The organism is Neptunicoccus cionae, assembly GCF_002860325.1.
Classification (GTDB): Bacteria; Pseudomonadota; Alphaproteobacteria; order Rhodobacterales; family Rhodobacteraceae; genus Amylibacter; species Amylibacter lutimaris.
In genome coordinates this window covers 50618-77084 of sequence record NZ_PKOJ01000010.1, presented here as the reverse complement: position 1 = coordinate 77084, position 26467 = coordinate 50618, and the positions used below count along the sequence as shown (strand labels likewise).

Annotated in this window: 24 protein-coding genes; 16 read left to right on the top strand and 8 right to left on the bottom strand. The window is 59.1% G+C overall.

Annotated elements, in window-relative coordinates:
- Nucleotides 1-48 precede the first annotated feature (48 nt).
- Nucleotides 49-924, bottom strand: a complete 876-nt coding sequence (locus C0U40_RS18805; RefSeq protein WP_101657336.1) for a lysophospholipid acyltransferase family protein — start codon at nt 922-924, stop codon at nt 49-51.
- A gap of 124 nt (nt 925-1048) precedes the next feature.
- Between C0U40_RS18805 and recQ the strand changes: the two genes are divergently transcribed.
- From recQ to C0U40_RS18790, 3 genes are all read left to right on the top strand, one after another.
- Nucleotides 1049-3115, top strand: a complete 2067-nt coding sequence (recQ, locus tag C0U40_RS18800) for a DNA helicase RecQ (protein WP_101657335.1) — start codon at nt 1049-1051, stop codon at nt 3113-3115.
- Nucleotides 3116-3246: 131 nt separating this feature from the next.
- A complete protein-coding gene (yaaA, locus tag C0U40_RS18795) occupies nt 3247-4011 on the top strand; it encodes a peroxide stress protein YaaA (protein ID WP_101657334.1) in 765 nt (254 codons plus the stop codon).
- A gap of 252 nt (nt 4012-4263) precedes the next feature.
- Nucleotides 4264-5496 carry an MFS transporter gene (locus C0U40_RS18790; protein WP_101657333.1) on the top strand — a complete coding sequence of 411 codons (1233 nt, stop codon included), beginning with the start codon at nt 4264-4266 and terminating at the stop codon, nt 5494-5496.
- A 10-nt stretch (nt 5497-5506) separates the two neighbouring features.
- Here C0U40_RS18790 and C0U40_RS18785 read toward each other — a convergent pair whose 3' ends face one another.
- Nucleotides 5507-7204 carry a Y-family DNA polymerase gene (locus C0U40_RS18785; RefSeq protein WP_101657332.1) on the bottom strand — a complete coding sequence of 566 codons (1698 nt, stop codon included), beginning with the start codon at nt 7202-7204 and terminating at the stop codon, nt 5507-5509.
- A gap of 92 nt (nt 7205-7296) precedes the next feature.
- Complete coding sequence (locus C0U40_RS18780) at nt 7297-7992, bottom strand: Crp/Fnr family transcriptional regulator (RefSeq protein WP_101657331.1); 696 nt, start codon at nt 7990-7992, stop codon at nt 7297-7299.
- A gap of 160 nt (nt 7993-8152) precedes the next feature.
- Between C0U40_RS18780 and C0U40_RS18775 the strand changes: the two genes are divergently transcribed.
- Genes C0U40_RS18775 through C0U40_RS18745 form a run of 7 tightly spaced genes read left to right on the top strand, consistent with a single transcriptional unit; the run spans nt 8153 to nt 15994 of the window.
- Entirely contained in the window at nt 8153-8725 is a 573-nt protein-coding gene (locus tag C0U40_RS18775) for a helix-turn-helix domain-containing protein (protein WP_101657330.1), read from the top strand.
- A gap of 22 nt (nt 8726-8747) precedes the next feature.
- On the top strand, nt 8748-9131 hold the full coding sequence (locus C0U40_RS18770) for a GFA family protein (protein ID WP_101657329.1): 384 nt from the start codon (nt 8748-8750) through the stop codon (nt 9129-9131).
- A complete protein-coding gene (locus C0U40_RS18765; RefSeq protein ID WP_286135116.1) occupies nt 9128-9754 on the top strand; it encodes a LysE family translocator in 627 nt (208 codons plus the stop codon). The genes C0U40_RS18770 and C0U40_RS18765 overlap by 4 nt, the downstream gene beginning before the upstream one ends.
- 10 nt (nt 9755-9764) lie before the next feature.
- Entirely contained in the window at nt 9765-12206 is a 2442-nt protein-coding gene (locus tag C0U40_RS18760; RefSeq protein WP_101657327.1) for a GcvT family protein, read from the top strand.
- Nucleotides 12207-12222: 16 nt separating this feature from the next.
- Nucleotides 12223-13095, top strand: coding sequence for a homocysteine S-methyltransferase family protein (locus tag C0U40_RS18755; protein WP_101657326.1), 873 nt, complete (start codon nt 12223-12225; stop codon nt 13093-13095).
- Nucleotides 13092-13550 carry a pyridoxamine 5'-phosphate oxidase family protein gene (locus C0U40_RS18750; protein ID WP_101657325.1) on the top strand — a complete coding sequence of 153 codons (459 nt, stop codon included), beginning with the start codon at nt 13092-13094 and terminating at the stop codon, nt 13548-13550. Before C0U40_RS18755 ends, C0U40_RS18750 begins: the two co-directional genes overlap by 4 nt.
- Entirely contained in the window at nt 13547-15994 is a 2448-nt protein-coding gene (locus C0U40_RS18745) for a GcvT family protein (RefSeq protein WP_101657324.1), read from the top strand. Before C0U40_RS18750 ends, C0U40_RS18745 begins: the two co-directional genes overlap by 4 nt.
- A 47-nt stretch (nt 15995-16041) precedes the next feature.
- Here the strand turns inward: C0U40_RS18745 and C0U40_RS18740 are convergent, their stop codons facing one another.
- Nucleotides 16042-17517, bottom strand: a complete 1476-nt coding sequence (locus C0U40_RS18740; protein WP_101657323.1) for a matrixin family metalloprotease — start codon at nt 17515-17517, stop codon at nt 16042-16044.
- Nucleotides 17518-17627: 110 nt separating this feature from the next.
- Entirely contained in the window at nt 17628-18038 is a 411-nt protein-coding gene (locus C0U40_RS18735) for a nuclear transport factor 2 family protein (protein WP_101657322.1), read from the bottom strand.
- A gap of 105 nt (nt 18039-18143) precedes the next feature.
- Here C0U40_RS18735 and C0U40_RS18730 point away from each other — a divergent pair, with 105 nt between their 5' ends.
- From C0U40_RS18730 to rnr, 5 genes are read left to right on the top strand one after another with little or no spacing between them, the layout of a single operon-like run.
- Complete coding sequence (locus tag C0U40_RS18730) at nt 18144-18818, top strand: RluA family pseudouridine synthase (RefSeq protein ID WP_101657321.1); 675 nt, start codon at nt 18144-18146, stop codon at nt 18816-18818.
- A gap of 52 nt (nt 18819-18870) precedes the next feature.
- A complete protein-coding gene (gene dapE, locus C0U40_RS18725; RefSeq protein ID WP_101657320.1) occupies nt 18871-20022 on the top strand; it encodes a succinyl-diaminopimelate desuccinylase in 1152 nt (383 codons plus the stop codon).
- The gene (locus tag C0U40_RS18720; RefSeq protein ID WP_353616054.1) at nt 20022-20438 is read left to right on the top strand and encodes a GNAT family N-acetyltransferase; all 417 of its coding nucleotides are present in this window, start codon (nt 20022-20024) and stop codon (nt 20436-20438) included. The genes dapE and C0U40_RS18720 overlap by 1 nt, the downstream gene beginning before the upstream one ends.
- Before the next feature lie 17 nt (nt 20439-20455).
- Nucleotides 20456-21025 carry a TIGR04282 family arsenosugar biosynthesis glycosyltransferase gene (locus C0U40_RS18715; protein WP_435673803.1) on the top strand — a complete coding sequence of 190 codons (570 nt, stop codon included), beginning with the start codon at nt 20456-20458 and terminating at the stop codon, nt 21023-21025.
- A 56-nt stretch (nt 21026-21081) separates the two neighbouring features.
- Nucleotides 21082-23301, top strand: coding sequence for a ribonuclease R (gene rnr, locus C0U40_RS18710; RefSeq protein ID WP_101657317.1), 2220 nt, complete (start codon nt 21082-21084; stop codon nt 23299-23301).
- A gap of 24 nt (nt 23302-23325) precedes the next feature.
- On the opposite strand, the gene C0U40_RS18705 is transcribed toward rnr, so the two are convergent.
- Nucleotides 23326-24078: a sulfite exporter TauE/SafE family protein gene (locus C0U40_RS18705; RefSeq protein ID WP_101657316.1), complete on the bottom strand. Its 753-nt coding sequence runs from the start codon at nt 24076-24078 to the stop codon at nt 23326-23328.
- Nucleotides 24071-24472: a VOC family protein gene (locus tag C0U40_RS18700; RefSeq protein WP_101657315.1), complete on the bottom strand. Its 402-nt coding sequence runs from the start codon at nt 24470-24472 to the stop codon at nt 24071-24073. The genes C0U40_RS18705 and C0U40_RS18700 overlap by 8 nt, the downstream gene beginning before the upstream one ends.
- 67 nt (nt 24473-24539) lie before the next feature.
- Between C0U40_RS18700 and C0U40_RS18695 the strand changes: the two genes are divergently transcribed.
- Nucleotides 24540-25355 carry an FAS1-like dehydratase domain-containing protein gene (locus tag C0U40_RS18695; RefSeq protein WP_101657314.1) on the top strand — a complete coding sequence of 272 codons (816 nt, stop codon included), beginning with the start codon at nt 24540-24542 and terminating at the stop codon, nt 25353-25355.
- A 3-nt stretch (nt 25356-25358) separates the two neighbouring features.
- Here C0U40_RS18695 and C0U40_RS18690 read toward each other — a convergent pair whose 3' ends face one another.
- Nucleotides 25359-26438 carry an NAD(P)/FAD-dependent oxidoreductase gene (locus C0U40_RS18690; protein ID WP_101657313.1) on the bottom strand — a complete coding sequence of 360 codons (1080 nt, stop codon included), beginning with the start codon at nt 26436-26438 and terminating at the stop codon, nt 25359-25361.
- Between the last annotated feature and the right edge of the window lie 29 nt (nt 26439-26467).

Here is a 26467-nt window from a genome sequence, read left to right as displayed (position 1 = left end):
TTCTTCCAAGTCAGTTCTGGTCAGACAATACGGGCGAATGGAAAGGTGTTACAGGTTTTTCCAACGGCGATGCAACCAGTACCACTGTCCGGGATTGGCATGTATCCGCGCAGCTATCCGCGCATTGAACTCGGTCATCATCGTGGCTGGATCAGTGTGGGCGATCGGTTCTTCAAAAGTAATATGGATCGTTCGGCCGTCAGCATCGCGCAATCCAAAGGCAGGGACGAGTGGCAGATTGTATTTAAGTGCCAGCTCCGCAGGAGATGTGGTGGTTGAAGTCATATGGTCGAGAAAAGGAATTTTTTCAGCCCATTGTACATATTGATCCGCCAGAATTGCAAAGAATCCGCCTTTGCGGATGTGGCGCACCATCTGAAGCGTTCCGCTATTACTGCGTGGTACGATCGGTGCACCGCCCTCGCGAATGCCGCCCAGAAAATGCGGTTCATACCAAGGGTTCGAATTGGGACGGTACACAGCGCCGGTTTCAAGCCCTTCGGCTTTCAGATAGTGGCGGATCGCCTCCCACTGGCCGAAATGGCCCGACACGATCAAAGCGCCTTTGCCTTCTGCGTGGGCCTGATGGAGCGCTGCCAGCCCCGGCCCGTTTGCGATGAAACGGTCGGTTTTGCTGGCAAATTCCGCATTGTAGAGAATTTCGGTCAGGGTCCGTCCCATGTTACGCCCGACTGCCGATGCAATGCGGTTGCGTTCCGAACGGGGCATATCAGGGTAAACGCGGCAAAGCCCTTCCTCGACCCGTTTGCGGAACGGCGGCAGCCAGCGCACGGCAAAGCTGACAACCGCACCCGCCAATGCGCCGCGGGCGTCAAAAGGCAGCCGTTTCGAGATCGCCAGCAAAGCTGCAACGGGCAGGTACTGCAGGAAGTAGAACAGGGATTTCGGTTTTTCTGACGCCATGATACCGCGCCTTCTAATGGATGCAGGGGGGCTTGGGAATGGGCATTAAGCTGGATGGTTGCGGGTTGTTAAGCGTTTATCAACCTGTCAAAACTACAAGTGAACGAGCAGACGAAAAACAAATATGTTAGACCGACAGGCAAAAGCCCAGGATTTACTGGCGGAAATTTTCGGTTTTACCGCTTTCCGCGATGGCCAAAAGGAAGTGGTGGACGCGGTTCTCGCTGGTGAAAACGTGTTGGCGATCATGCCGACGGGGGGCGGAAAGTCCCTGTGCTTCCAGTTGCCAGCTCTTTGTCTGGACGGGGTCACAGTGGTCATTTCGCCATTGATTGCCCTTATGCGGGATCAGGTGCGCGCCCTGAATGCGGTGGGTGTCGGCGCAGGGTCGCTGACTTCGGGAAACAGTGAGGAAGAGACGGAGGAAGTTTTTCAGGCATTGGAAGACGGTGCCTTGAAACTGCTTTATATCGCGCCGGAGCGGTTGGCCAACCCCGGCACGGTGATGCTCCTGCGGAAGATCGGCACACGGTTAATCGCAGTTGATGAAGCCCATTGTGTAAGCCAGTGGGGCCATGATTTCCGTCCGGATTATCTGCGGATCGGGGCATTGCGCAAAGAACTGGGCGTGCCTCTGGCCGCGTTCACTGCAACCGCCGATGCCCAGTCGCGAGAGGAAATTGTAAACCGGTTGTTCGATGGTGAGACGCCCTCCACATTCCTGCGCGGATTTGACCGGCCTAACATTAACCTCGCGTTCCAGCCCAAGAACAGCCCGCGCCGCCAGTTGCTTGACTTTATTGGCGCACGCAAGGGGCAGTCGGGCATCGTGTATTGCTCGTCGCGCAACAAATGTGAGACACTTGCCACTGCCCTGCGGTCCGAAGGGCATTCGGCGTTGCACTATCACGCGGGAATGGAACGGGACGACCGCCGACTTGCCGAAACCCGTTTCCAGCGGGAAGACGGGTTGATCGTCGTCGCGACAGTGGCCTTTGGCATGGGCATCGACAAGCCAGACATCCGCTGGGTGGCACATGCGGATTTGCCCAAGTCGATGGAGTCCTATTATCAGGAGATCGGCCGTGCCGGTCGGGACGGGGCGCCTGCCGATACGTTAACCCTTTACGGTGCGGATGATGTCCGCCTGCGCCGCGCCCAGATTGACGAAGGACTTGCCCCGCCCGAACGCAAGGAAGCAGACCACGGGCGTTTGAACGCTCTGCTTGGGCTGGCCGAGGCGCGGCGCTGCCGCCGTCGCGTCCTTTTGCGTTATTTCGGAGACGAAATTGATGGTTGCGGCAATTGCGATCTTTGCGCCAATCCGCCGGAGGTTTTTGACGGGACAGATGCCGTGCGCAAGGCGCTTTCTGCGGTTTTGCGGACAGGAGAATCCTTTGGTGCGGGGCATCTGATCGATATCCTGCGCGGCGTTGCAACTGACAAGATCCGCCAGCGCGGCCATGATGCCTTGCCGACCTACGGTGTCGGGGCTGAATATGACAAGGCACAGTGGCAGGCCATTTTCCGTCAAATGATGGGGTATGATCTGATCCGGCCGGATATGGAACGGCACGGTGCGTTTCGCATGACACAGCGGGCACGGCCAATCCTGAAAGGTGAGGAAAGCATAGAATTGCGCCGCGATACGATCCAGCGTCAGAACCGCAGGACCAGCAAGGTACGCGCAATGGTTGCCGAAGAGGACGAACCGCTGCTTTCGGCGTTAAAGGCAAAGCGGCGTGCGCTGGCGGAGGCCATTCAGGCACCGGCATACGTGGTTTTTCCCGACGCCACTTTGATCAATATGGTTGAGGCACGGCCCCGCTCGCTTGACGAATTCTCAAGGATTGGGGGAGTGGGAGCCGTCAAACTGGAGCGATACGGCGCGGCTTTTCTTGAGGTGATTAACGGGGAAGCCGAACAGGTCCATCCCGCCAGACGCAAGCTCGCCGGACGGGAAGCCGGCGATTTGTTCGACCGTTTGCAAACGGCCCAGTTGCGCTTGGCACGAGGCGAAAGCGGTATGGATACCTACCTCAATTGCAGTAACGCGACCCTGTCAAAGATCGCGCAGGCCCGTCCGTCCGATCTGGCCGCGCTGGCCCGAATTTCTGGGGTTGGAGAGGTTAAGGCAGAACGGTTCGGCGCCGCCTTTCTGGATGAAATTCATTCAGAGAAAGCTGCTTAAACAGGCAGCCTTCGTTTATTCTGCCCCATCCCGTAAGGCTTGGTCAGAGTTCGGGATTTATTGGCCAATCGGGGTTGGTCTTCCGGCGTTTCTTCCTGTAATAGCGGCCCAACAAAATCTGGAGACCCGATATGTTGGCTGTGCTTTCCCCTGCAAAAAAGCTCAATTTTGACCGACCTGCAGAACCTATGCCGGAAACCTATCCGGCGTTTCAGGAAGATGCGAACCGGCTGGCTGCGATTGCGCAGAAGTTGAGCGTGAGTGATCTGCGCAGCCTGATGCACATCAGCGAGGATCTGGCGAAACTGAACAAGGCGCGGTTTGACGGTTTTTCTGCGCAATCCTCTGCGGAGAATGCAAAGCAGGCCATGTTTGCCTTCGCCGGTGACACCTATACCGGACTGGAAGCTGCCGGTTTTGATGAATCCGATTGCAGCTATGCGCAGGATCACTTGCGCATTCTGAGCGGGCTTTACGGTTTGCTGCGCCCTATGGATTTGATCCAGCCTTATCGTCTGGAAATGGGCAGCAGGCTCAAAAACGACGCGGGTGCTACGCTCTATGCCTATTGGGGTGAAAAGCTTTGTGGCGCACTGGATGAGGCTTCAGGTGGTGCGCCCGTGGTTAACCTTGCCAGTACCGAATATTTCAAAGCGGCGAAGGAAAAGAAGATGGTTTCGCCTGTAATCACCCCTTCGTTCAAAGAGGAACGCAACGGCGAACTGAAGATGATCGGCTTCTTTGCCAAACGTGCGCGCGGGGCGATGGCCCGTTATATCATCAAAAACCGTGTGGAAACGGTTGAGGGTTTGCAGGATTTTGATCTCGACGGGTATAAGTTCCAACCCGCGCTGTCGGATGAGAAAACACTTACCTTTACCCGCAGCGCAGGGTGAAACGGTTTGACGGGTGAGGTTGCTCCAGTTTCTGTAATGTCATGATAAGTGTGGTGTCAGCGGGGCTCTTTGCCTTATGCATGTCCCGGCGGTTCCACCATGGCGCGAGCAAAAAGCAGAAGGCTTCCTACGCCGCGACCTGCCAGTCAAACCAATGTCTGCGCTGATCTGTTTCCGGCAGGCTGGGTAAATTAACCCTGCTTCTACTTGTGGTAGTTGACTTTGAAGTGGAAAGGCAGGACAGAGTAGCCCATGTCTTTGTTGTATTCTAACCGGAATTATAGGCTGCTATTTTCAGCTTCTGCAATTTCAAATCTGGGGGACGGGGTTTCCGCGCTGGCCTTCCCCTGGCTGGCTACCTTGATCACGCGGGATCCGGTTCTTATCGGTTATGTCGCTTTTGCGACCCGCCTGCCTTGGCTTCTGTTTACCCTGCCTGCCGGTGTCATTACCGATCGGGGGGACCGTCAGCGCCTTATGGTGATGGCCGATCTGTTGCGGCTTTTGCTCACCTCGGGGGTGATTGCCCTGATCACCTTTCTGCCGGACCTGCCGCCGGATGATAAGGTGAACCTGTATATTCTGGCGCTCTGCGGTCTGGCCTTTCTGCTCGGCTCTGCCGAAGTGGTTCGGGATAACGCAGCACAAACTGCCCTGCCATCGGTGGTCGCGCCGGGCGATCTGGAGCGGGCGAACGGGCAGATCTGGAGCGTTGAGCAGATCATGGGCAGTTTCATTGGTCCGCCGCTGGCCGGCCTGCTGATCGCCTATGCGGTGCCTGCGCCTTTCGCGCTCGATGCAGTGACCTTTGCGGTTGCGGCCTGGGTGGTCTGGCTGATTGTGGTGCCGCCCCGTGCCATGCCTGCCAAACGCAGCATGTTTACAGAGGTTCTGGAGGGCTTCAGATGGTTGGTGCAGCACCCCAAGCTGATGCGTCTTGCCCTGATGCTGGGCGTTTCCAACATGCTGGCTGTGATGGCGCTGACCGTGCTGGTTCTCTTCTCTCAGGAAATTCTCGGGCTGAACGGCGTCGGCCACGGCTTCCTGCTGACGGCGGGAGCCGCTGGCGGTGTGGTCGGTGGTATTGTGTGTCCCGGCATCGCTGCGCGTTTCGGGGCAGAGCGCAGCTTGCAAGTTGTTCTTTTCCTGTTTCCGGTGATGTTCATTCTTATTTTTGCGACGTCCAATCCGTGGGTGGTCGCCTTTGCGCTGTTTATCGAAATGTTCGCTGCCCTGTTGTGGAATGTGGTGACGGTCTCCTATCGCCAGCGCTTGATTCCGGACGGGTTGTTGGGGCGGGTGAACAGCATTTACCGCTTCTTCGGCTGGGGCATGATGCCGGTCGGGGCGTTGCTGGCCGGCTGGGTGGTCTCGGTCGTTGAGCCGGAAATCGGGAGGGAGCTTGCTCTGCGCGCGCCCTATGCGCTGGCAAGCTGCATTGCCATTCTGCTTGCGGCTTACGGATTGCTGCGGCTGCGGCTCTGACGGGGGCGGCCTAGCCGAAATCCCCCTGACAAAACCATCCCCCTGATCGCATGCGTGTCTTGGTTTCGAACAGCCAGAGCCTTTCCCCCGTGCGGGTTTCCACCTGCCAGTAATCCCGTGTGCCGCTGCGCCAGTTGGGATCGTCCAGCCACCATTCGGGGGAAATCCTTTCGGGGCCGCTGGCGCTGCGGGTGTGAAATTCCCGCCGTCGCCAGCGAAAGCAGGGGGGCGGTGGCATCGGGCCGGTGGCGGGCGGAGCCGTCGTGGTCGGGGTGGTTTGTTCGTCGATAGGGGTGACAAGTTCCGGCGGGAAGAGCGTCACAGGCCGGTTCAGGTAGGTTTCGGGCCAGTTTCGGGCAGGTGCACAATAGGCTGCGGCCATGCGTGTTGCAGTCTTTTCGGGGATGTGGCTGTCTGCGGGATGCAGGCGGGTCAGACTGTCCAGCCCGATCCGCGCGCCAAGCCGCCCCAAAAGGTCGCTCGTCGTGTCGGTATTATCGCGGCGTTCACGGGCGGCGGCCACCGCATCTGCATGGCCTTTGTGCTGAATGTCGGACAGGGGTTCGGTCAGAAACGCCTCAAGCCGCAGGGTATCGATCCCGAAACCGGCCTCGATATCGGGCAGGCGCAGCAACAGCAGCGGGCGGATGCGGTCGGGATCGTGGTTCGGGCGGGCCAGCCCGATTTCGATGATCTGGACCGTGTGATCCGTTCGAAAACACCACAGCCGCACCTGTCGTGCCCCGCGTCCTGCCTTGCGCAGCTTTTCACAGAGCGGGGGCAGCAGTCGGTCAACGCCCGCAGTGATGTCATCCTGCAGGCCGATCGGGTCGGGCAGGGACAGGCGGGTGGCAAAGTGATGGGTCCGTTTCGCCGGAGAGACCGGTTCGGGATCCACCCCGAGCGCCTGATCCAGCCGCATCACCACATCGCGGCCAAAGCGACGCACAAGGGCGGCGCGGGGCAGGCCGATCAGATCCGCGATGATCCGCACCCCCAACCGGTTGAGATTGACGCAATCCTCCTTTGACAACCGCAGGGCGGCCACCGGCAGGCGGGAAATGGCGCTGCGGGTTTCACCGGGTGGTGCAATGCTCGGGGCGTCGGGATCAGCGGCAATCCGGCTTGGTGCAGGGCCGCCCTTTTCCCAGTTGCGCCGCTTGAAGGCGCGCGAGCGGGTGGCGCGGGCTTCCTGATCAATGGCATCGCCGGAACGGTGGGCAGTCGCAGACTGTCCGGCATAACGGGCCAATGCCCAGGCTGCACCCGGTGTATCGGCAATTCCGAACCGCCCTGTCAGACGCAGGCGGGCCAGATCCTGCGTGATGCTTTCCGCCATACCGTTTTCCCCGCCGAACAGATGGGCGCAACCGGTGATGTCCAGCAACAGGGAAGCCGGTGCCTCGCTGGCCACCCAAGGGGTGTATTTCCCTGCCCAGCGGCGCAATCCTGCCAGAAAGGCAGCCTCTTGCAGCGGGTTTTCCGGCGCGGTCAGCAGCTCGGGGCAAAAGGCCCGTGCATCCGAAAGGGATTGCCCCACCTGCAGTCCTTCGGCAGCCGCTTCGGGCGAAAGGCTGGAAAGCGACAGCGCATTGCCCTGTTGGGCCACAATTGCGAACGGGTGCAGCAACGCCCCACGGTGGTTGCGCAGCACCCTTTCGGCGGCAAGATGGGGAAACCAGACAGACAGGATTCGACGGATCGGCATGAGACTAACAGAGTTATGTTCCGGTTTTGTTCCTATCAAAATTCCAGCACGGGAGTCGAGATGATTCCTTTGGAAAGCCGTCAGGCGAAGGTTCAGGGAGAGGTGGATTCTACATAGTCGCGCAGCTTTGCCACGCTTGGTACGTGCAGGCTGCGTTTGACGCGCAACAGAACACCGGCGTTGCGCATCCGGCCCATTTCGCGGGCGACGCTTTCACGGGAGGAAAACACCACGGCGGCCAGTTCCGATTGGGTCGGGGGACGGTCGATCAGAACGGAATCCCCGTTGCCGGCCCGTTTTTCAACCAGATCAAGGATTGCATCCCGTAATCTTTCATCCGCGGATTTCGCGTTGAAATCGATCACCCGTTTTGACAGGCGGCGCAAATGCCCCACCAGCAACATCAGCAAAGTATAGCTGAGATCCGGATTTTTTTTCACAAGGCTTCTGAATTGTTCAGGAGAGATGCGGGCGACGATACTGTCCCGCTCTGCAATGGCATCGCTGGAGCGGGGGGCTTCGTCGAGGGCCGAGAACTCTCCGATGCAGTCGCCATTCGAAAAGGTCAGCAGCGATACCTCCCGTCCGGCATCCGTGTAAACGGTGGCGCGGATAGAGCCGTCGATGACGAAATAGACATCCATACTGTCCTTGTCGTCGGCGGATATCAGAAAGTGGCGGGCACGGTACATTTTGACCGTCCACAGGGACGACAGTTCGTTCCACGACTCATCGCTTAAGCGGCCCAAGAAAGACGTGCTTGGAAATGTCAGCTCGTTTCGCTGCATGGTTCTCCCCAGTATTCCCGACACTATGGCGCGGCTTTGGATTCGGGAATAGCACCCAAATGGTCAAAAACGTCTGAAAATTCAAAATTTGTCGCAATTGGACTTGCGAGTATGAAAATTATGGTGAAATTTTCATGTATAATTTCACACGCGGGGAATCATGCCGGATACGTCAGCACAGCTTTCTGCATCACTCGGGGCTGATTTGCGGGCCTTGCGCAAACTGCGCAATGTCACCCTGACCGCGCTGGCAGAGGCTTCGGGGAAATCCGTAGGCTGGCTTAGTCAGGTGGAACGGGATATTTCCCATCCTTCCATCGAAGAACTTAAAATCCTTGCGCAGGCGCTGGATGTGTCAGTTTCGCTGTTTTTCGGGCAGGCGCCGGCCATTGCGGGCGAAGAAGGTTACGTTGTGCGCAAGGGCGCCCGCCGCCGGATCGGCACCACGAACGACGGGCTGGTAGAGGAGTTGCTGTCCCCCGATCTGACCGATGATTTCGAAATGTTCCATTCCACATTCGAGGCTGGCGCGCAAATGGACCATTTCGAAAGCCGTCCCACGCAAGAGGTTGGCTATCTGATTTCGGGTCGGTTGCGGCTTTGGGTGGGGGCGCATCAGTTCGATCTGCAACCGGGCGACAGTTTCCGCATCCGTGGAGAACCCTACCGCTGGGCCAACCCTTGGGATCAGGATGCGGTGGCGGTCTGGGCCATTGCGCCGCCGGTGTATTAATGCGCGTTCAGGGGAGAAACAGATGAAAACCGGATCCTGCCTTTGTGGTGCTGTCACCTTTGAAGTCAGCGGGGATTTGCGCCCCTCGGTTGCCTGCCACTGCACCCAGTGCCGCAAAACCAGCGGCCACTACTGGAGCGCGACACAAGTGCCAAGCGACCGGTTGACCCTGACCAGAAGTGACGGTCTGCAATGGTATCAATCCTCGCCCACAGCGCGGCGCGGGTTTTGTTCGGTCTGCGGATCATCGCTGTTCTGGGAAATGGACGGCGAAGGGGCCACTTCCATCGGAACCGGCACCCTTGACGGGGACACCGGCCTGCATACGGAGAAACACATATTTGTGGCCGATAAAGGCGATTATTACGAGATTGCCGACGGTCTGCCTCAAAAGGAGCAGGGATGATGTGGGAGGTGCTTACCGGATTTGACCCTGCGGTGATGCTGGCCTTTATCGGGGCCGGTCTGTTGTTAAACCTCACCCCCGGCGCGGATTTCGTCTTTGTCTCGGCTTCCGGCATCTCGGGTGGGCCGCGCATCGGTATGGCGGCGGCGGTCGGGGTGAACATCGGGATCGCAGTGCATATTCTGATGGCAGCGGCGGGCTTGTCTGCCCTGCTGCTGGCCCATCCTGCCGCCTATAGCGCGATCCGATATGCGGGGGCGGCCTATCTGCTGGTGCTGGCGGTACAGGCATGGCGGGCCGACGGGGACGTGGGGCGGGGTCGCGCCGCGCAGAGCGTCACAGTCGCAATCCGGCGCGGCTTTGTGACCAACGTGTTGAACCCGAAAACCGCCCTTTTCATCTTTGCCTTCATCCCGCAATTCACCGATCCGGCAATCGGCCCGATCTGGATGCAGATCCTCGTGCTCGGGGCGGTGTTCCAGTTTTTCGGCTTAATTTTCTGTCTCTGCCTCGGCGCAGCGTCAGGTGCATTTTCGGCGGTCCTGCGCAAGCGGGTCGCAATCCTCAACAAGATAACAGCAATCCTGTTTGGCGGTCTCGCTGCCAGACTGGTGATCGACTAAGGAGTTCAACATGGCTGATTTTCCAACGACTGCACGGGTAGTCATCATCGGCGGCGGGGCGGTCGGGGCCTCCGCGCTTTACCATCTGGCCAAGGCAGGCTGGACCGATTGTGTCCTTCTGGAAAAGAACGAACTGACCGCCGGGTCTACATGGCATGCGGCGGGAAATATTCCGACGTTTTCCACCAGCTGGTCGATCATGAACATGCAGCGCTATTCCACCGAACTGTACCGCCGTTTGGGCGAAGAGGTGGATTACCCGATGAACTATAATGTCACCGGTTCTATCCGGCTGGCCCATTCCAAAGAGCGCATGCAGGAGTTCGAGCGGGCGGCAGGCATGGGGCGGTATCAGGGGATGGACATCACCATCGAAACCCCGAAAGAGGCGCAAGAGCGCTATCCCTTCCTTGAAATCCACGATCTCGAAGGGACGCTTTACGACCCCTATGACGGGGATATGGACCCGTCCCAACTGACACAGGCGCTGGCCAAAGGCGCGCGGGATATGGGGGCGCAAATCCTGCGGTTCACCCCCGCCACCGGCGTGCGCCGCGAAGGGGATGAATGGATCGTTGAAACCGAAAAGGGCGAAATCCGCTGCGAATTTGTGGTGAATGCCGCTGGCTATTACGCGCAGCGCGTGGGCGAGTGGTTCAAACCCTACGGCGGGCGCACCGTGCCCATGATGGTGATGAGCCACCAGTACATGCTGACCGAGGAAATTCCCGAGATCGAAGCCTTTACCAAGGAACACGGCAAACTGCCGCTGCTGCGGGACGTGGATACATCCTATTATTTGCGGCAGGAAAAAACCGGCTTGAACCTTGGCCCGTATGAACGCAACTGCAAGGCCCATTGGGTGACACCCGAAGATCCGATGCCCGAGGATTTCAGCTTCCAGCTATATCCCGACGATTTGGAGCGTCTGGAGTGGTACATGGAGGATGCCATGGCCCGCGTGCCGCTGCTGGGGCAGAGCGGGATCAACAAAGTCATCAACGGGCCGATCCCTTACGCACCGGACGGGTTGCCGTTGATCGGGCCGATGCCCGGTGTGAAAAACGCGTTTGAGGCCTGTGTCTTTACCTTTGGCATCGCCCAAGCGGGTGGTGCTGGCAAGGTACTGGCGGAGTGGATCACCGAAGGCGAAACCGAGTGGGATATGTGGGCTGTCGATCCGCGCCGCTATACCGATTACACCGACGAGGATTACTGCATCCAGAAAGGGATGGAGGTCTACGGCCACGAATACGCCATGCACTTCCCCCACCACGAATGGCCTGCCGGTCGGGACAAGAAACTGTCTCCGAACCACGACAAGGTTGTCGAACTCGGCGGTGTGATGGGTGCTTATAACGGATGGGAGCGGGCCAACTGGTTTGCAAAGGACGGGGATGACACATCCGAAGAAGCCACCCACACGTGGAACCGTCAGGGCCCGTGGACCCAGCGGGTAAAAGAGGAATGCGAAGCGGTGCGCGATCACTGCGGTGTGCTGGACCTGCCCGGATTCTCGCGGTTCTGGGTGCAGGGCGACGGGGCCGATGACTGGCTGCGGGGCTTTTGCACCGGCGGCATCCCCAAGGCGGGCCGGATGAACCTGATTTACGTTTCAGACAAACGCGGACGCATCCTGACAGAAATGTCCTGCATCCGGCTGGAAGAGAACAGTTTCGTTCTGATCACCGCTGCCACGGCCCAGTGGCACGACGGCGAATTGATCCGCAACTCCGTACCGGACGGCGTGACGGTTCGCGAAACCACCACCGAGCGGGATACGCTGATCGTGACCGGCCCGAAATCCCGTGAGGTACTGTCCGGAATTACCGACGCCGATCTGGAACAGGGTTGGCTGACACATCAATGGGCCACCGTTGCAGGGCAGAAGGCATTCCTGATCCGTGTGTCTTTTGCGGGGGAATTGGGCTGGGAAATCCACGCCGAAAATGCCGATATGCCGCCAATCTATCAGGCGGTTCTTGACGCAGGGGCCAAGCCCTTTGGTATGTATGCCCTGAACTCCTTGCGGATCGAAAAAGGCTATCGTGCTTGGAAAGGCGATCTGTCCACCGATTACACCCTTTTGGAAGGCGGGCTGGAACGCTTTGTGAAGCTCGACAAGCCGTTCGATTTCACCGGCAGGGCTGCAATCCAGAGCGAGAAACAGCAGGGCCGCAAAAAGGCTTTTGTCACCCTGATCGTGGACGCGGGAGAGGCGGATGCCCCCTATATGTCAACGCTCTGGCATGACGGGCAGGTTGTGGGTGAAACCACTTCGGGGGATTGGGGCTACCGCGTGAATGCCTCGGTTGCGCTGGGCATGGTGCGGGCGGATCTGGCCGAGCCGGGCACCGAACTGGAAGTGGAAATCTACGGAGAGCGGTTCAAAGCTGTGGTGCAGGAAGACGCGCCGCTTTGGGATCCGCAAAACGAACGTTTGCGCGCCTGACAGAAGGGAGATTGCGATGACGGTTACAATTCTGGACGGCGGCATGGGGCAGGAACTGCTGCGCCGCTCTGCCCATCCGGCCCATCCGATGTGGTCTGCAAAGGTGCTGATGGACGAACCTGAAATCGTGCAGGGACTGCACGAGGATTTCATCAGGGCCGGTGCGCAGGTGATCACGCTTAACAGCTATTCCGCAACACCGGAACGGCTGGCGCGGGATGGCAAACCGGACTGGTTCGAACCCTTGCAGAAGCGGGCGATTGCGCTGGCCAAAGCAGCGCGGGACGGGGTTGATCCTTCGGTGAAGATTGGCGGCTGCCTGCCGCCGTTGCGGGCGTCCTATCGTCCCGACCTGTCGCCGGATTTCGAAGACAACCTGCGCCGCTACCGCGAGATTGTGGCGGTGCAGAAGGATCATGTGGATCTGATCCAGTGCGAAACCATGTCGTCCATCGCCGAAGCATCGGCAGCCTGCACCGCAGCTGTGGAAACCGGCCTACCGGTGTGGCTCGGCCTGTCGGTGTCCGATGATTCCAGCAACACCCTGCGTTCGGGTGAACCGCTGGAACAGGCGCTCGACGCGGTGGCTGATCTTGGGGCGGCGGCGGTTCTGTTGAACTGCTCCATCCCTGAAGCGATCAGCGCGGCCCTGCCTTTGGTGGCACAACGGGGCCTGCGGTTCGGGGCTTACGCCAACGGCTTTACCTCTATCAAGGCCCTGCAGCCGGGCGGAACTGTGGACGGATTGCAGGCGCGAACAGATCTTGGCCCGCAGGAATACGCGGATTTCGCGGCGGACTGGATCGCGCTTGGTGCCACGATTATCGGCGGCTGCTGCGAGGTCGGACCGGATCACATTGCCGAACTCAGCCGGAGGTTTGCAGGATGAAACTGCCAAAATCCGCTGTAGAGACCATTGAAATGTGGCGGCTTGGCTTCGTGGCCACCGTAACGGCAGGCGGGCGGCCTAATGTGTCGCCCAAAGGAACATTCGTGGTGCTGGATGAACAGACCATTGCCTTCGGGGAAATCCGCTCGCCGCAGACCATTACCAACCTGACAAATATGCCGGAACTGGAAGTCAACTTTGTGGACCAGTTCACCCGCAAGGGCGTGCGCCTGCGTGGCGATGCGCAAATGGTGCGCCGTGGGACGGAGGAGTTCGACAGTCTGATCGGCCACTGGGAAGCCCTGTGGGGCGATTTGGCCGCACGGATTAATGTGATCGTGAAAATCCCTGTGTCCGAAGCCAAGCCGCTTAGCACGCCGCCCTATGACGACGGTGCAACCGAAGAAGACATGATCGCCACTTACAAGGCGAAATTTGCGGAGTTTTACCCATGAGCAATCTACCGGATCAGGCCCGCGTGGTCATTATCGGCGGCGGTGTGATCGGCTGCTCGGTCGCTTATCACCTGACCAAACTGGGCTGGAAAGACGTTGTCCTGCTGGAGCGCAAGCAATTGACCAGCGGCACCACATGGCATGCGGCAGGGTTGATTGCCCAGCTTCGCGCGACCGCAAACATGACAAAACTGGCGAAATATTCGCAGGAACTCTACGGCAATCTGGAAGCAGAAACAGGCGTGGCCACCGGCTTCAAACGCTGTGGTTCGATCACTGTTGCCCTGACCGACGAGCGGCGCGAGGAGATCTTCCGTCAGGCTAGCATGGCGCGGGCCTTCGGGGTTGAGGTTGAAGAAATCTCGCCTCAGGAAGTAAAAGCCAAATACGAACATCTCAACATTGACGACGTAAAGGCAGGGGTCTGGCTGCCGCTGGACGGGCAGGGCGATCCGGCCAATATCGCACTGGCACTGGCCAAAGGCGCGCGCAATCGCGGTGCGAAAGTGGTCGAGCGTACCAAAGTCACCGGAATGACCAAACAGGGCCGCAAGATCACCGGTGTGGACTGGGTGGCAGAGGATGGCAGCCACGGGCATATCAAAGCGGATATGGTGGTAAATTGTGGTGGCATGTGGGGGCATGAACTGGGTCGTATGGCTGGTGTGAATGTGCCGCTCCATGCCTGCGAACATTTCTATATCGTCACCGAGGCGATCCCCGGACTGACCCAGATGCCGGTGCTGCGGGTGCCGGATGAATGCGCCTATTACAAGGAAGACGCGGGGAAATATCTGCTCGGCGCGTTTGAGCCGAATTCCAAGCCTTGGGGCATGAACGGTATTCCCGACAATTTCGAGTTCGATCAATTGCCAGAGGATTTCGATCATTTCGAACCGATCCTTGAGGCCGCCTGTGCGCGCTTGCCGATGCTGGCCGAAGCGGGAATTCACACATTCTTTAACGGGCCCGAAAGCTTTACGCCCGATGATGCATATCATCTGGGGCTGGCACCGGAGATGGACAACGTCTGGGTCGCGGCGGGCTTTAACTCTATCGGTATCCAGTCGGCGGGTGGCGCGGGCATGGCGCTGGCGCAATGGATGGACGAGGGGCAGAAACCGTTTGATCTGGGCGATGTGGACATCAGCCGGATGCAGCCGTTTCAGGGCAATAAGCACTACCTGTTTGAACGCTCCAAGGAAACGCTGGGGCTGCTCTATGCCGATCACTTCCCCTATCGTCAGAAGGCCACCGCGCGGGGCGTACGGCGCACGCCGTTCCACCATCACCTGCTGGAGAACGGCGCGGTTATGGGGGAAATTGCAGGTTGGGAACGGGCCAACTGGTTTGCGAATGAAGGGCAGAAGGCGGAGTATGAATATTCATGGAAGCGGCAGAACTGGTTTGAAAATTCCGCCGCCGAACACCGCGCCATCCGCGAAAACGTGGGCATGTATGATATGTCCTCCTTCGGGAAAATCCGTGTCGAGGGGCCGGATGCCGAGGCATTTCTGAACTTCGTCGGCGGTGGCGATTATTCGGTGCCGGTTGGCAAAATCGTCTACACCCAGTTCCTCAACAGTCGTGCGGGGATCGAAGCAGATGTAACTGTCACCCGCCTGTCCGAAACGGCCTATCTGGTGGTGACACCCGCGGCGACCCGACTGGCGGATCAGACGTGGATGGAACGTCACACCGGCGATTTCCGCGTCGTGATCACAGATGTGACAGCCGGCGAAGGTGTGCTGGCGGTCATGGGGCCGAACAGCCGTGCGCTTCTGGAAAAAGTCTCTCCCAACGACTTTTCCAACGCTGTGAATCCTTTTGGTACAGCGCAAGAAATCGAACTCGGCATGGGGCTGGCACGGGTGCACCGCGTCACCTACGTGGGAGAGCTCGGCTGGGAGGTCTATGTGTCTGCGGATATGGCAGGCCATGCTTTTGAAACGCTGCATGCGGCGGGTCAGGACATGGGGCTGAAGCTGTGCGGAATGCATATGATGGACAGTTGCCGCTTGGAAAAAGGCTTCCGGCATTTCGGGCATGACATCACCTGCGAGGATCACGTGCTGGAGGCGGGGCTGGGGTTTGCTGTGAAGACGTCCAAGCCCGATTTCATCGGTCGCGATGCGGTGCTGGCCAAGAAAGAGGCGGGGTTGAACGCTCGCATGGTGCAATTCCGCCTGAAAGACCCTGAACCGCTCCTTTACCATAACGAACCGATCATTCGGGACGGCGAAATCGTCGGCTTTCTGTCGTCGGGCAGCTACGGGCACACGCTTGGCGCGGCGATCGGGATGGGCTATGTGCCCTGCAAGGGCGAGACGCTGGACCAGCTTCTGGCATCCAGTTTCGAGATCGAAGTCGCCGGTGTACGTTTCGCGGCCGAGGCGCAAACCCGCCCTTGGTATGATCCGAAAGGCGAGCGGGCCAAGGCGTAACCGGATCACATCAGGCATCCCGCGAACGGGGTGCCTGACACATAGCTTCAGACGATCAGGTCGTCCGCCAGTGCATCCAGAGTGGTGTCTTTCACCGTCAGCACAGTGCGGGCGGGGAATTTTATCACCACGTCATCGCCCTGCTGACTGGCGCGGGCCAGAGCTTCTTCTACCGAGCCGAGCCCAAAGCCGGACAGGTCGATGCTGTCCTTGTCATTCTCGAAATCCAGAACGACATCCTTGCCGAAATCCGGTGCAAAAACAAAAACATCTGCGCCGCTGCCGCCTTCAAGCTTGTCCTTGCCACCGTCCCCCGACAGCCGGTCCTGGCCTGCCCCGCCGATCAGTTTGTCATGTCCACTGCCGCCAAACAGACGGTCTGCACCATTGCCGCCGTCAAGCTTGTCGCGCCCTCCAAGGCCAAACAGACGGTCATCGCCGCCGTTCCCTTTCAGCGTGTTTTTCCCATCCGTGCCGGTCAGCTTGTCACTGCCCTTATCCGAACCGTCCAGATTCTCGAAACCTGTGATGCTGTCCCCCTTCGCACCGCGCCCCGTGTCGCCCGTCAAAAGGTTCACCGTCACGCCACGGGCGGTTTCAAAGGAGAGGGTGTCAACGCCGTCACCACCGTCAAAGCTGTCTTTACCAGCACCTGCGAAGACGATGTCCTTGCCAGCACCCGCCTCCACAGTGTCATTACCAAAACCGTCATAAATCCGGTCGTTGCCTTCTTTAGTGCGGATCACATCATCACCGCCTCTGGCGATCACGATGTCATTGATATCCCGCCCCAAAAGCCACTCGCCGCCATTCGTTCCGGTCTGTTCCACCGCTTTGTATTTGCCGACCCAACGAGCCTCCAGATCGGCGGTGCCATAGACCAGTTGCGTGGCTTCAATGTCGAAAATACCAAGTGTTGTCGTCGAGCGGGAGCGGTCATAGGACATAACGGTGTAAAATCCGCTGTCATAAGCATCATCAATCACCGGTTCGCCTTCGAACGGGTGTTTTAACCCGATGGCATGGCCGATTTCGTGGATCAGAATCGAATACCCGCGAATGTCCGGTGCCATGGAACTTGCATCTGCCCGATAGAAATTGGCATTCATGAAGATATCGCCGCCCATATTGTGGTGGGTGTTCTCCAGAAGCCATTCCCCGTCCACGAACTCCGAGAAAGTATATTGCGGATAATACCCCCAGCCGGACACCTGATTGCCTACAGAGTTCAGATGCCCTGTCATATCGAACATCGCCATCTGGATATCGCCGCCGATCTTTTCAGGTACGCGCACAAAATCAATGCCCGAGGCATTCCCCCAAGTGGTCAGTGCCTGTTCAATGTGTGCGATGTGGCTTTCGGTAAAGCCTGCAAAGCCGGGCCGCTCGCCGGTGTCATAGGTATTCTGTTCCGCTGGAAAGCTGTAAGTCACAACAACGGGTGTGCCTAGCGGGGCTTCGATGTTCCAGCGCCGGTTTATGTCTGTGCCGAGAAGGGAAAGGACTTCGTCTGAAATTTCCATAATATTACCTCTCGGGCTGAAAAAGGCGGTGCACCTCCGGCACCTCGGTTCTTAAGTTATAGGGCAGTTGTCCTGCCTGTGTCACCTGTCATCGCTGCGACTGGTCAAGGTCAGCTCAGGGCTTTGCGGAACTCCAGAAAACGGGCGTCGGTCTGAACCTTTTGCATCATCGCTTCTTTCAGCGCACCGATTGATTTATACGGGCGCATGACCACCTCGAAGTTGATGATCTTCCCCTCATCATCCAGCGTCAGCAGGTCCACACCCACTGCGTCGAGCTCGCCGATCTTGCACTGGAACTCCAGCGCCCAGTCCTTGCAGTCCCCCATCACACGGCGGTATTTAAAATCCTCAAACACTTGCCCCACATGGCCGAGCACGGCGGCCACAGGTTCCTTGCCGGTCCATGTGGCGAAATAGGTGGGCGGGCGGAATTCCACCTGATCGGCCAGAATAGTTAACATTCCAGCCTCATCGCCCTTGCTGGCGATTTCCTTGAACTTCTCGATTGTCGGGTGCATGGGGGTCCTCCTCTGTTGCGGACAGCTTAGGGGGGCTGTGTTATTTCGGGCAAGGCTGACCTTGCGCAACTTCCCCTTTGGCCGCATCGGGTATATGGCGGGGCGATGAAACCGCCGTTCCTTTATCTTCCGCCCACCGACCCTGTAACGGTGCTCTATCGTGACGATGATCTGCTGTTTGTGGACAAACCTGCGGGCCTGTTGTCCGTACCCGGACGATTGCCGGAGCATAAGGACAGCCTGCTCAACCGGTTGCTCTCTGACGATCCCGAAGTGCGGCTGGTTCACCGGCTGGATATGGATACCTCTGGCGTGATGGTGTTTGCGCGGACAGCGGCGGCACAGCGGGTGTTGAACCGACAGTTTGAAACGCGAAAGGCAGCGAAAACCTATATCGCGGAAATCGGGGGCCACCCGCAGGAGGACAGCGGCACAGTTGACGCGCCCCTTATGAAGGACTGGCCGAACCGGCCGCTGCAAAAGATTGATCCGGCGGGGAAGCCTTCGCGCACGGACTGGCGGGTGTTGCGGCGTCTGGCGCACACAACGCTAGTAGAGTTGACACCCCTCACAGGGCGCAGCCACCAGTTGCGTCTGCACATGGCCTTTATGGGGCATGCGATTGTAGGCGACAGGTTTTATGCAGCGCCCGATCTGGCCGAAAGCAGCCCGCGTCTGCATCTTCATGCCTCTCAACTGACCTGTGATCTGCCCGGCAGCGGGGCGGCTTATACCGCGACGGCCCCTTGCACCTTTGCACGGGAAATCACGAACCCCTGACTTGATGCCGCGCCGTGGCGCAGGTAGGTCTGTGCGCAAAGGAGAAGACCCTATGACCCACGAACCGATTGATCCCGTAAAACTGACAGCTGACCTTGTGAAATGCGCTTCCGTAACCCCTGATGAAGGCGGCGCGCTGGTGCTGCTGGACAGGCTGCTGTCCGGTGCGGGGTTTACCTGTACGCGGGTGGATCGTGGTGGCGTGTCAAACCTGTTTGCCCGCTGGGGGCAGGGGGCGAACGGGCGGACTTTCGGATTTAACGGCCATACGGATGTGGTGCCTGTCGGGGATGTGGACGCCTGGACGGTTGATCCTTTCGGTGCGGAGATCAGGGACGGTATTCTCTACGGGCGCGGGGCAACGGATATGAAATCCGGCGTGGCCGCCTTTGCCGCCGCTGCGATTGATTTCGTGCGCAACAGCCCGCCGGACGGTTCCGTTGTGCTGGCGATTACTGGCGACGAAGAGGGCGATGCGCTGGACGGAACTACCGCGCTGCTGGACTGGATGGATGCACAGGGCGAACGGATCGACCATTGCCTTGTGGGGGAACCGACCTGCCCGAATGAAATGGGCGAAATGATGAAAATCGGGCGGCGCGGGTCCATGACTGCGTTTTTCACCGCAACCGGTGTGCAGGGCCATTCCGCCTATCCGCACCGCGCCAAAAACCCGCTGCCTGCCATGGCGCAACTGATGGCCACACTCGCCGCCCATACGCTGGATGAGGGAACAGATCATTTTGACCCGACCACCCTGGCCGTGACCACCATCGACACAGGCAATCCGGCCAATAATGTTATTCCGGCCCAATGCCGCGCAACGGTGAATATCCGGTTCAACGACACATGGACCTCGACCGCGCTGACCAACTGGCTGCAGCGCGAGATGGACGGGGTGGCGAGCCTGTTCGACATCTCTTTTGACATGCAGGTCAAAGTCTCCGGCGAGAGTTTCTTTACCCCTCCGGGAGAGTTATCCACGCTGATTGCCAAGTCTGTAAAAGCAGAAACAGGGGTGGAGCCTGTGATGTCCACCTCGGGCGGCACCTCGGATGCACGGTTCGTCAAAAGCCACTGTCCGGTAGTAGAATTCGGGCTGGTGGGTAAAACCATGCATCAAGTGGATGAACATGTCGAAGTGGCCCAGATCGAGCAGTTGAAATCCATCTATACCCGCATCCTGACGGACTATTTCGCCTGATGCTGCGTGTTGAAGTGACCGATGATCTGGACAGTTGTTTCGCCCTGCGCCGTAAGGTGTTCATGGACGAACAAGGCATTTCGGAAGCAGAAGAGTTTGACGGTAAGGACGCAACTGCCATTCATGTGCTGGCCCGCCAAGGGGATATACCGGCAGGATGCGCGCGGGTGCTTCCGTTCGGAACAACGGCGCGGATCGGGAGGGTTTGTGTCCTCCCTCAATTTCGGGGAAAGGCTGTCGGGATCGCTGTGCTTGAAGCTTGTCACGATGCCGCCCGCGCGACTGGTGCCACTCGGGTGATCCTGTCGGCACAGACGCGGGCGTTGTCGTTTTACGAGCGGCTCGGTTATGCGAGCTACGGCGATGTGTTCGACGATGCGGGGATCCCCCATTTGATGATGGAGCGGGGGCTGTGACGCCGCAACTTTACATAATGGTGAAAGAACCCCGACCGGGCCGTGTGAAAACGCGGCTGGGCGGGGATATCGGAACGATCCCAGCCACATGGTGGTTCCGCCATCAGACCCGCCGGTTAATTCGCCGCCTCTCTGCGGACCCGCGCTGGCAGACGGTGTTGGCGGTGTCTCCTGATCATGCAGGGGTGCACAGCCGCATCTGGCCGTCCCATCTGCCCCGTTTTGCCCAAGGGGGCGGCGATCTCGGGGACCGGATGGGCCGTGCCTTGCGCAGCCCTGTTCCGGGGCCGGTTCTGGTGATCGGGGCGGATATTCCGGGCATTACTCCGCGCCATATTGCCGATGCGTTCAAGGCGCTGGGCGATCATGATGCTGTGCTTGGTCCGGCGCCAGATGGCGGTTACTGGCTGGTGGGGTTGAAAAACGCCCGCCCTGCACCGCGCGAACTGTTCAAAGGCGTGCGCTGGAGCAGTGAACACGCCCGCGCCGATACCCTTGCAACCCTGCGCGGGCTGTCCTGTGCGATGGTGGCGGAATTGCAGGATGTGGACCGTGCCTCTGACCTTGCCACAGTCACTGCGCCATAGACCGCCGAGCAGCGTTTTGCCAATGACCTTTGCATTGCGCCGTGGTATCGCAGGGTATGAAACAACTACCTACAAAAGAACAAGTCCTTGAATGGATCAAGGACAACCCCGGCAAATCGAGCAAACGGGACGTGGCGCGGGCCTTTGGGATCAAAGGCAGCGACCGGATAGAACTTAAGCGGATTCTTAAGGACCTGACCGAAGAAGGTCATATCGAAAAGAAGAAACGCAATTACACAGGCGCGGGCGAATTGCCCCCTGTGTCCGTCATGATGGTGCTGCCACCGGATGAAAACGGCGATCTGTTTGCCAAGCCGCTGGAATGGGACGGAGAGGGCGATGGCCCCCGCGCGTTGATCATGGCCAAGAAGGGTGATCCGGCCCTTGGGGCCAATGATCAGGTGCTGTTGCGCCTGTCTCCGTCAAACGATCCTGATGTGAAATATGAGGGCCGTTTGATCCGGCGCATCGGGTCCGGTCCGCAGCGCATACTCGGGATTTACCGTGTCGGCTCTGAAGGCGGGCGGCTGGTTCCGGTGGACAAGAAAGCAGACCGTGAATTTATCGTGCCGGGGGCAGAGGCTGGCGGTGCCAAGGACGGCGAACTGGTCGAGGCCGAGCAGATAGGCAAGCAGCGCCACGCGGGGCTTGGAAAGGCGCGGATTGTCGAACGTCTCGGCGATCCCATGGCGCCCAAATCCATATCACTGATTGCGATTCACCAGCACGGCATTCCTGACCACTTCCCTGATGATGTGATTGCCGAAGCAGAAGCCGCCAAGCCGGTGGCGCTGGGCAAGCGCAAAGACCTGCGTCACCTGCCGCTGTTTACCATCGACCCGTCTGATGCACGGGACCATGACGACGCGATCTGTGCCATCCCTGATGACGACCCGAAGAATGAGGGCGGCCATGTGGTCTGGGTGGCGATTGCCGATGTGGCACATTACGTGCGCCCCGGTTCGCAACTGGACAAAGAGGCCCGCAAGCGGGGCAATTCCAGCTATTTTCCCGACCGTGTTGTGCCGATGCTGCCCGATGCGCTTTCGGGGGATCTGTGTTCGCTTCACGAAGGTGTGGACCGCGCCTGTATCGCTGTGCGGATTGTGCTGAACGCCAAGGGCCGCCGGTTGCACCACGAATTCCATCGCGGGCTGATGCGCTCCCCCGCGTCGCTGTCTTACGAGCAGGCGCAGGCCGCTTCAAAAGGCACCTATGACAGCGCGACAGAACCGCTGGCCGGACCGATCAACGACCTGTTCGCCGCCTATGCGAGTGCTACAAAGGCGCGCAACGAACGCCAGCCCCTGAACCTTGACCTGCCCGAACGCCAGATCGTTCTGTCGGATGAAGGCGTCGTCACAAGTGTCGCCTTCCGTGAAAGGTTCGATGCCCACAAGCTGGTTGAAGAATTCATGGTGACGGCCAATGTTTGTGCCGCAGAAACGCTGGAGCAGAAGCGCCAGCCGTTGTTGTACCGCGTGCACGAAGAACCTTCACCAGAGAAGCTGGAATCCCTGCGCGAAACTGCTGAAAGCGCGGGTTTGTCTTTGCCTAAAGGTCAGGTGCTGAAAACCTCCAACCTTAACAAACTGCTGGATGCGGCGGCGGGCACAGAGGATGCAGAGGTGATCAACCTGACTGTGCTGCGTTCCATGACACAGGCCTATTACGGCACGGATAATTTCGGGCATTTCGGTCTGAACCTGAAACGCTATGCGCATTTCACCTCTCCGATCCGGCGTTATGCCGATCTTCTGGTGCACCGCGCATTGATCTCGGCCCACGGCTGGGGCGATGACGGATTGCGTCCCGAGGATGTCGAAGGGCTGTCGGATACCGGCGACTGGATTTCCCAGACGGAACGGCGCTCCATGCTGGCGGAACGGGATACAACGGACCGCTACCTTGCGGCTTTCCTGTCCGAACGGGTCGGGAACGAGTTTTCAGGCCGCGTGTCTGGTATCGCGCGGTTCGGATTGTTCGTGAAGCTGGACGAAACCGGCGCAGACGGGATGATCCCTCTGTCCAATCTGGGTCGCGAATACTGGGTCTACGATCACGAAAACAAGTCCCTGAGGGGCGACCGCTCCGGTAGGGTGATCTCTGTCGGGATGCCCGCAACCGTGCGTCTGGCCGAAGCTGCGCCGATGACGGGTGGTCTGTTGCTGGAACTGATCGAAGTGGGCGGTAAGCCCATGCCCAAAGGCGAAAGCGGCCGCCGTGCACCCAGCAAGAAGCGCAAACTGGTCAAGGGGCGCAAGAAAAAGCGTTAGATCCGCTTGCCCCCTGACACCTGCCTAATGCGAGAGTATCAGCCGCAGGATCAGAGTGGTCGCCGCAAAAGCAGACAGACCGAGCGCATAGGGTCGTAGCGCCTTGCGCTCCATCCGTCTGGCCAGCGGCATGGAAGTGGACAGCCCCAGAACAATTGCGGGGATAAGGGACAGGGCAAAGACCAGATGCCGCCCTGTCACCAGTCCCTGCCACGCCAGTGCAAGCACCGATACGCACATGCCCCAGAAGAAGAACGCGTTCTGCATCGCGCGGGACCGTTTTGCAGGCTCGTGCTGGTACAACAGCGCCATTGGCGGCGCACCGACAGCCGTGATCGTGCCCATTAGTCCCGCAGCAATGCCCGCCAGTGTTAGCGACACAGGCGCAATCCGCACGCGGATACCCGACAGGCTGAGCGCGATGCCGGCCAGAACCACCAGTCCTGTCAGCCCTGCAATCATGTCCACATCCGTGATCTGCGCCGCCACCATTGCGGCCAGCACCGCGCCAAGCGCACGGCCAAAGAAACCGGGGATGATCTCGGCCTTGTTGATCGCGGAAATGTCCACCGCGGTAGAGGTCAGACCGACCGAGATTCCCAGCAGCAGCAAGCCTGCAGGCAAGAACTGCGGCGCCACCAGCGCAATCAGCGGCGCTGCGACAATGCCAAAGGCCTGTCCGGACAGGCGCTGTATGAACGACGATAATGTGACCGCACAAAAACATGCGAACCAAATGCCAAAGCTGATGTCGAGCACTGCAAAAAATTCAGTCATAGCAGGCGATCTCGATCAGGTTGCCGTCAGGGTCCCGCAAGTAAATAGAGGTCATCGGGCCTCGTGCTCCGGTACGGGGGACAGGCCCGTCCAGAAGCTCCACCTCGCAGTGCTGCAGATGCGCGATCCAGTCGTCGAGCGGCGCGTTGGTAAGCAAACACAGGTCGGCAGAGCCGCGCGCCGGTGTGCGGGCGTGGGGGGCAAAGGGCGCATCGGCCGGATGCAGGTTGATCTTGATGCTGCCAAAGGCCAATGCACTGCGGATGGTGCCGTCTGCCACGGTAAATCGCGCTTCTGTCATCCCTAGAACACGGGTATAAAAGGCAACGGTTTCGTCCATATCCCCGACCGTAAGAACCAGATGGTCCAAGCCTGTAAGTTCCGGTTTCGTCATGAAATATCCGCCGACTTAATAAATTCACCCCTTGCCTATACCCGCTCAATCGGGCGATGAACAGGTTATGAAAGCACTTGGTAGAACCGTTGAAATCTCCGATACGCTCGATCCGGCCCGCGCGGCTGCGATGAAGGCTACGCTGGATCTGGCTGGCCCTGTGCCGGAGGCGCGCGATCCTTTGCCGCCCTTCTGGCATTACGCCTATTTCTGGGAACCGCAACGCCCCGCTGATCTGGGACGTGACGGGCATCCCCGGACAGGGGATTTCATTCCCAATCTCGGTCTTCCACGGCGGATGTGGGCAGGGGGCGCGCTGGAGTTTCATACACCGATCCGGCTGGGCGAACCGGCAGTCAAACGGACCACTATTACAGATGTTCAGGAAAAGGACGCCCGCAGCGGCAAACTGGCGGTCGTGACGCTGGACCACAAGATCACCCAGTGGGGGGAGTTGTGCCTGTCAGAGACCCAGTCCCTGCTTTATCGGGAAGAAGCTGCACCAGATGCGCCCAAACCGGTGCCGCCGGTTGCGCCTACGGACGAAACCGTGAGCCAAAGCCGGAAATTCTCGCCCACTGATCTGTTCCGTTATTCCGCGCTGACATTTAACGGTCACCGTATCCATTACGACCGCGATTATGCAATGCAGGTCGAGGGCTATGCCGGGCTGGTGGTGCATGGACCGATCCTTGCCCAGATGCTGGTAAACCTCGCGCAGGGGATGTTGGGGGAGCTGTCCCGCTTTTCCTTCCGTGCGACAGCACCGCTGTTCGACTTTGAGGAAGCCACTTTTTGCGCCCGCCCGGAAGGCGACAACGGGCTGGCGCTTTGGGTGCGCGGATCGGACGGCCGTATGTGTATGAGCGCGAAAGCAGGCTAGGGTTTACCCGCCTGCCAGATGCCACTCTACTGTGAAACTTTCGGGGATCGAGTAGGGTTCGTCGCGGATCATTCGCGCCATGACCTCTCCAAGGCTGTGGGCAAGGCCAAAGCCGATTTTGAAGGCCCCTGATACCGTAAAGACCCGTTCCAGTTCCGGCAGTTTTCCAACCATCGGGTCGCGCCGTCGCGCCTTGGGGCGGATGCCGGCCCACCTTTGCAGCACCGGCGCATCGGCCAGCGCTGGCACCATCGCACGGGCCTGTGCGATTACCGCATCCAGCTTGCCGTCGGGTTCCGGATAGTCCCAGCTTGTCTCGGATGTGGAGCCGATCGCGACGGTGCCGTTGGCATGGGGGATCACATAAACCCCTCCGGCATAGACCTGAGGCTGTCCGGTCAGATCGGCATCAAGCAGGGCGGCCTGTCCCTTGACGCCGGTTGTCTCATGGATCGGCACATAGGGGTCCATCATGCGAAATCCTTCCGATCCGGCAGAGAGGATCACCGCATCCGATTTTACCCTGCCGAAGGCACCGCTAAAGCCGTCCGGATGCAAGCTCTCTACGCGGTGGTTTTCCAGAATTTTCACACCAAGGGTTTTGCAGGCCAGTGCAAGGGAACGGGCCGCCTGTGCGGGAAAGATGCGGGCTGAAAGTGTGTCATGGATAACGCCCAACGGGGCTACCTCTGGCGCGATGAATTCGGGGCAGGAGTGAAGCGTCCATTGGTACTTTCCCTGCCAAAGAGTGCGGGATTCTTCGGCGCGGGCTACGGCCAGTTCTTTTGCCCGTTCGGTCTGCAAGGGCTGTACGCGCCCGATCCGTCCATATCCTGAAAGCTGGCCGGACTTTTTATCCACTTCGGCCCAGAAATTCGCGGCACTGTGGAGCGATTCGAACTGGAACTGCTTTTTCGGTGTCCACTGATCAGGCACCAGCGGGGCAAGCGCCCCAACGATTCCGCCACTGGCGCCACAACCGACTTCTCCGGCTTCGTACACGGTGACCTCATCGCCCCGCAGCGCGCAGGCATATGCGCTGGCCAGTCCCCATATTCCCGCCCCCACAACACTCACCCGCATGCGCACACTCCTATCGTGCCTTTCTTTCG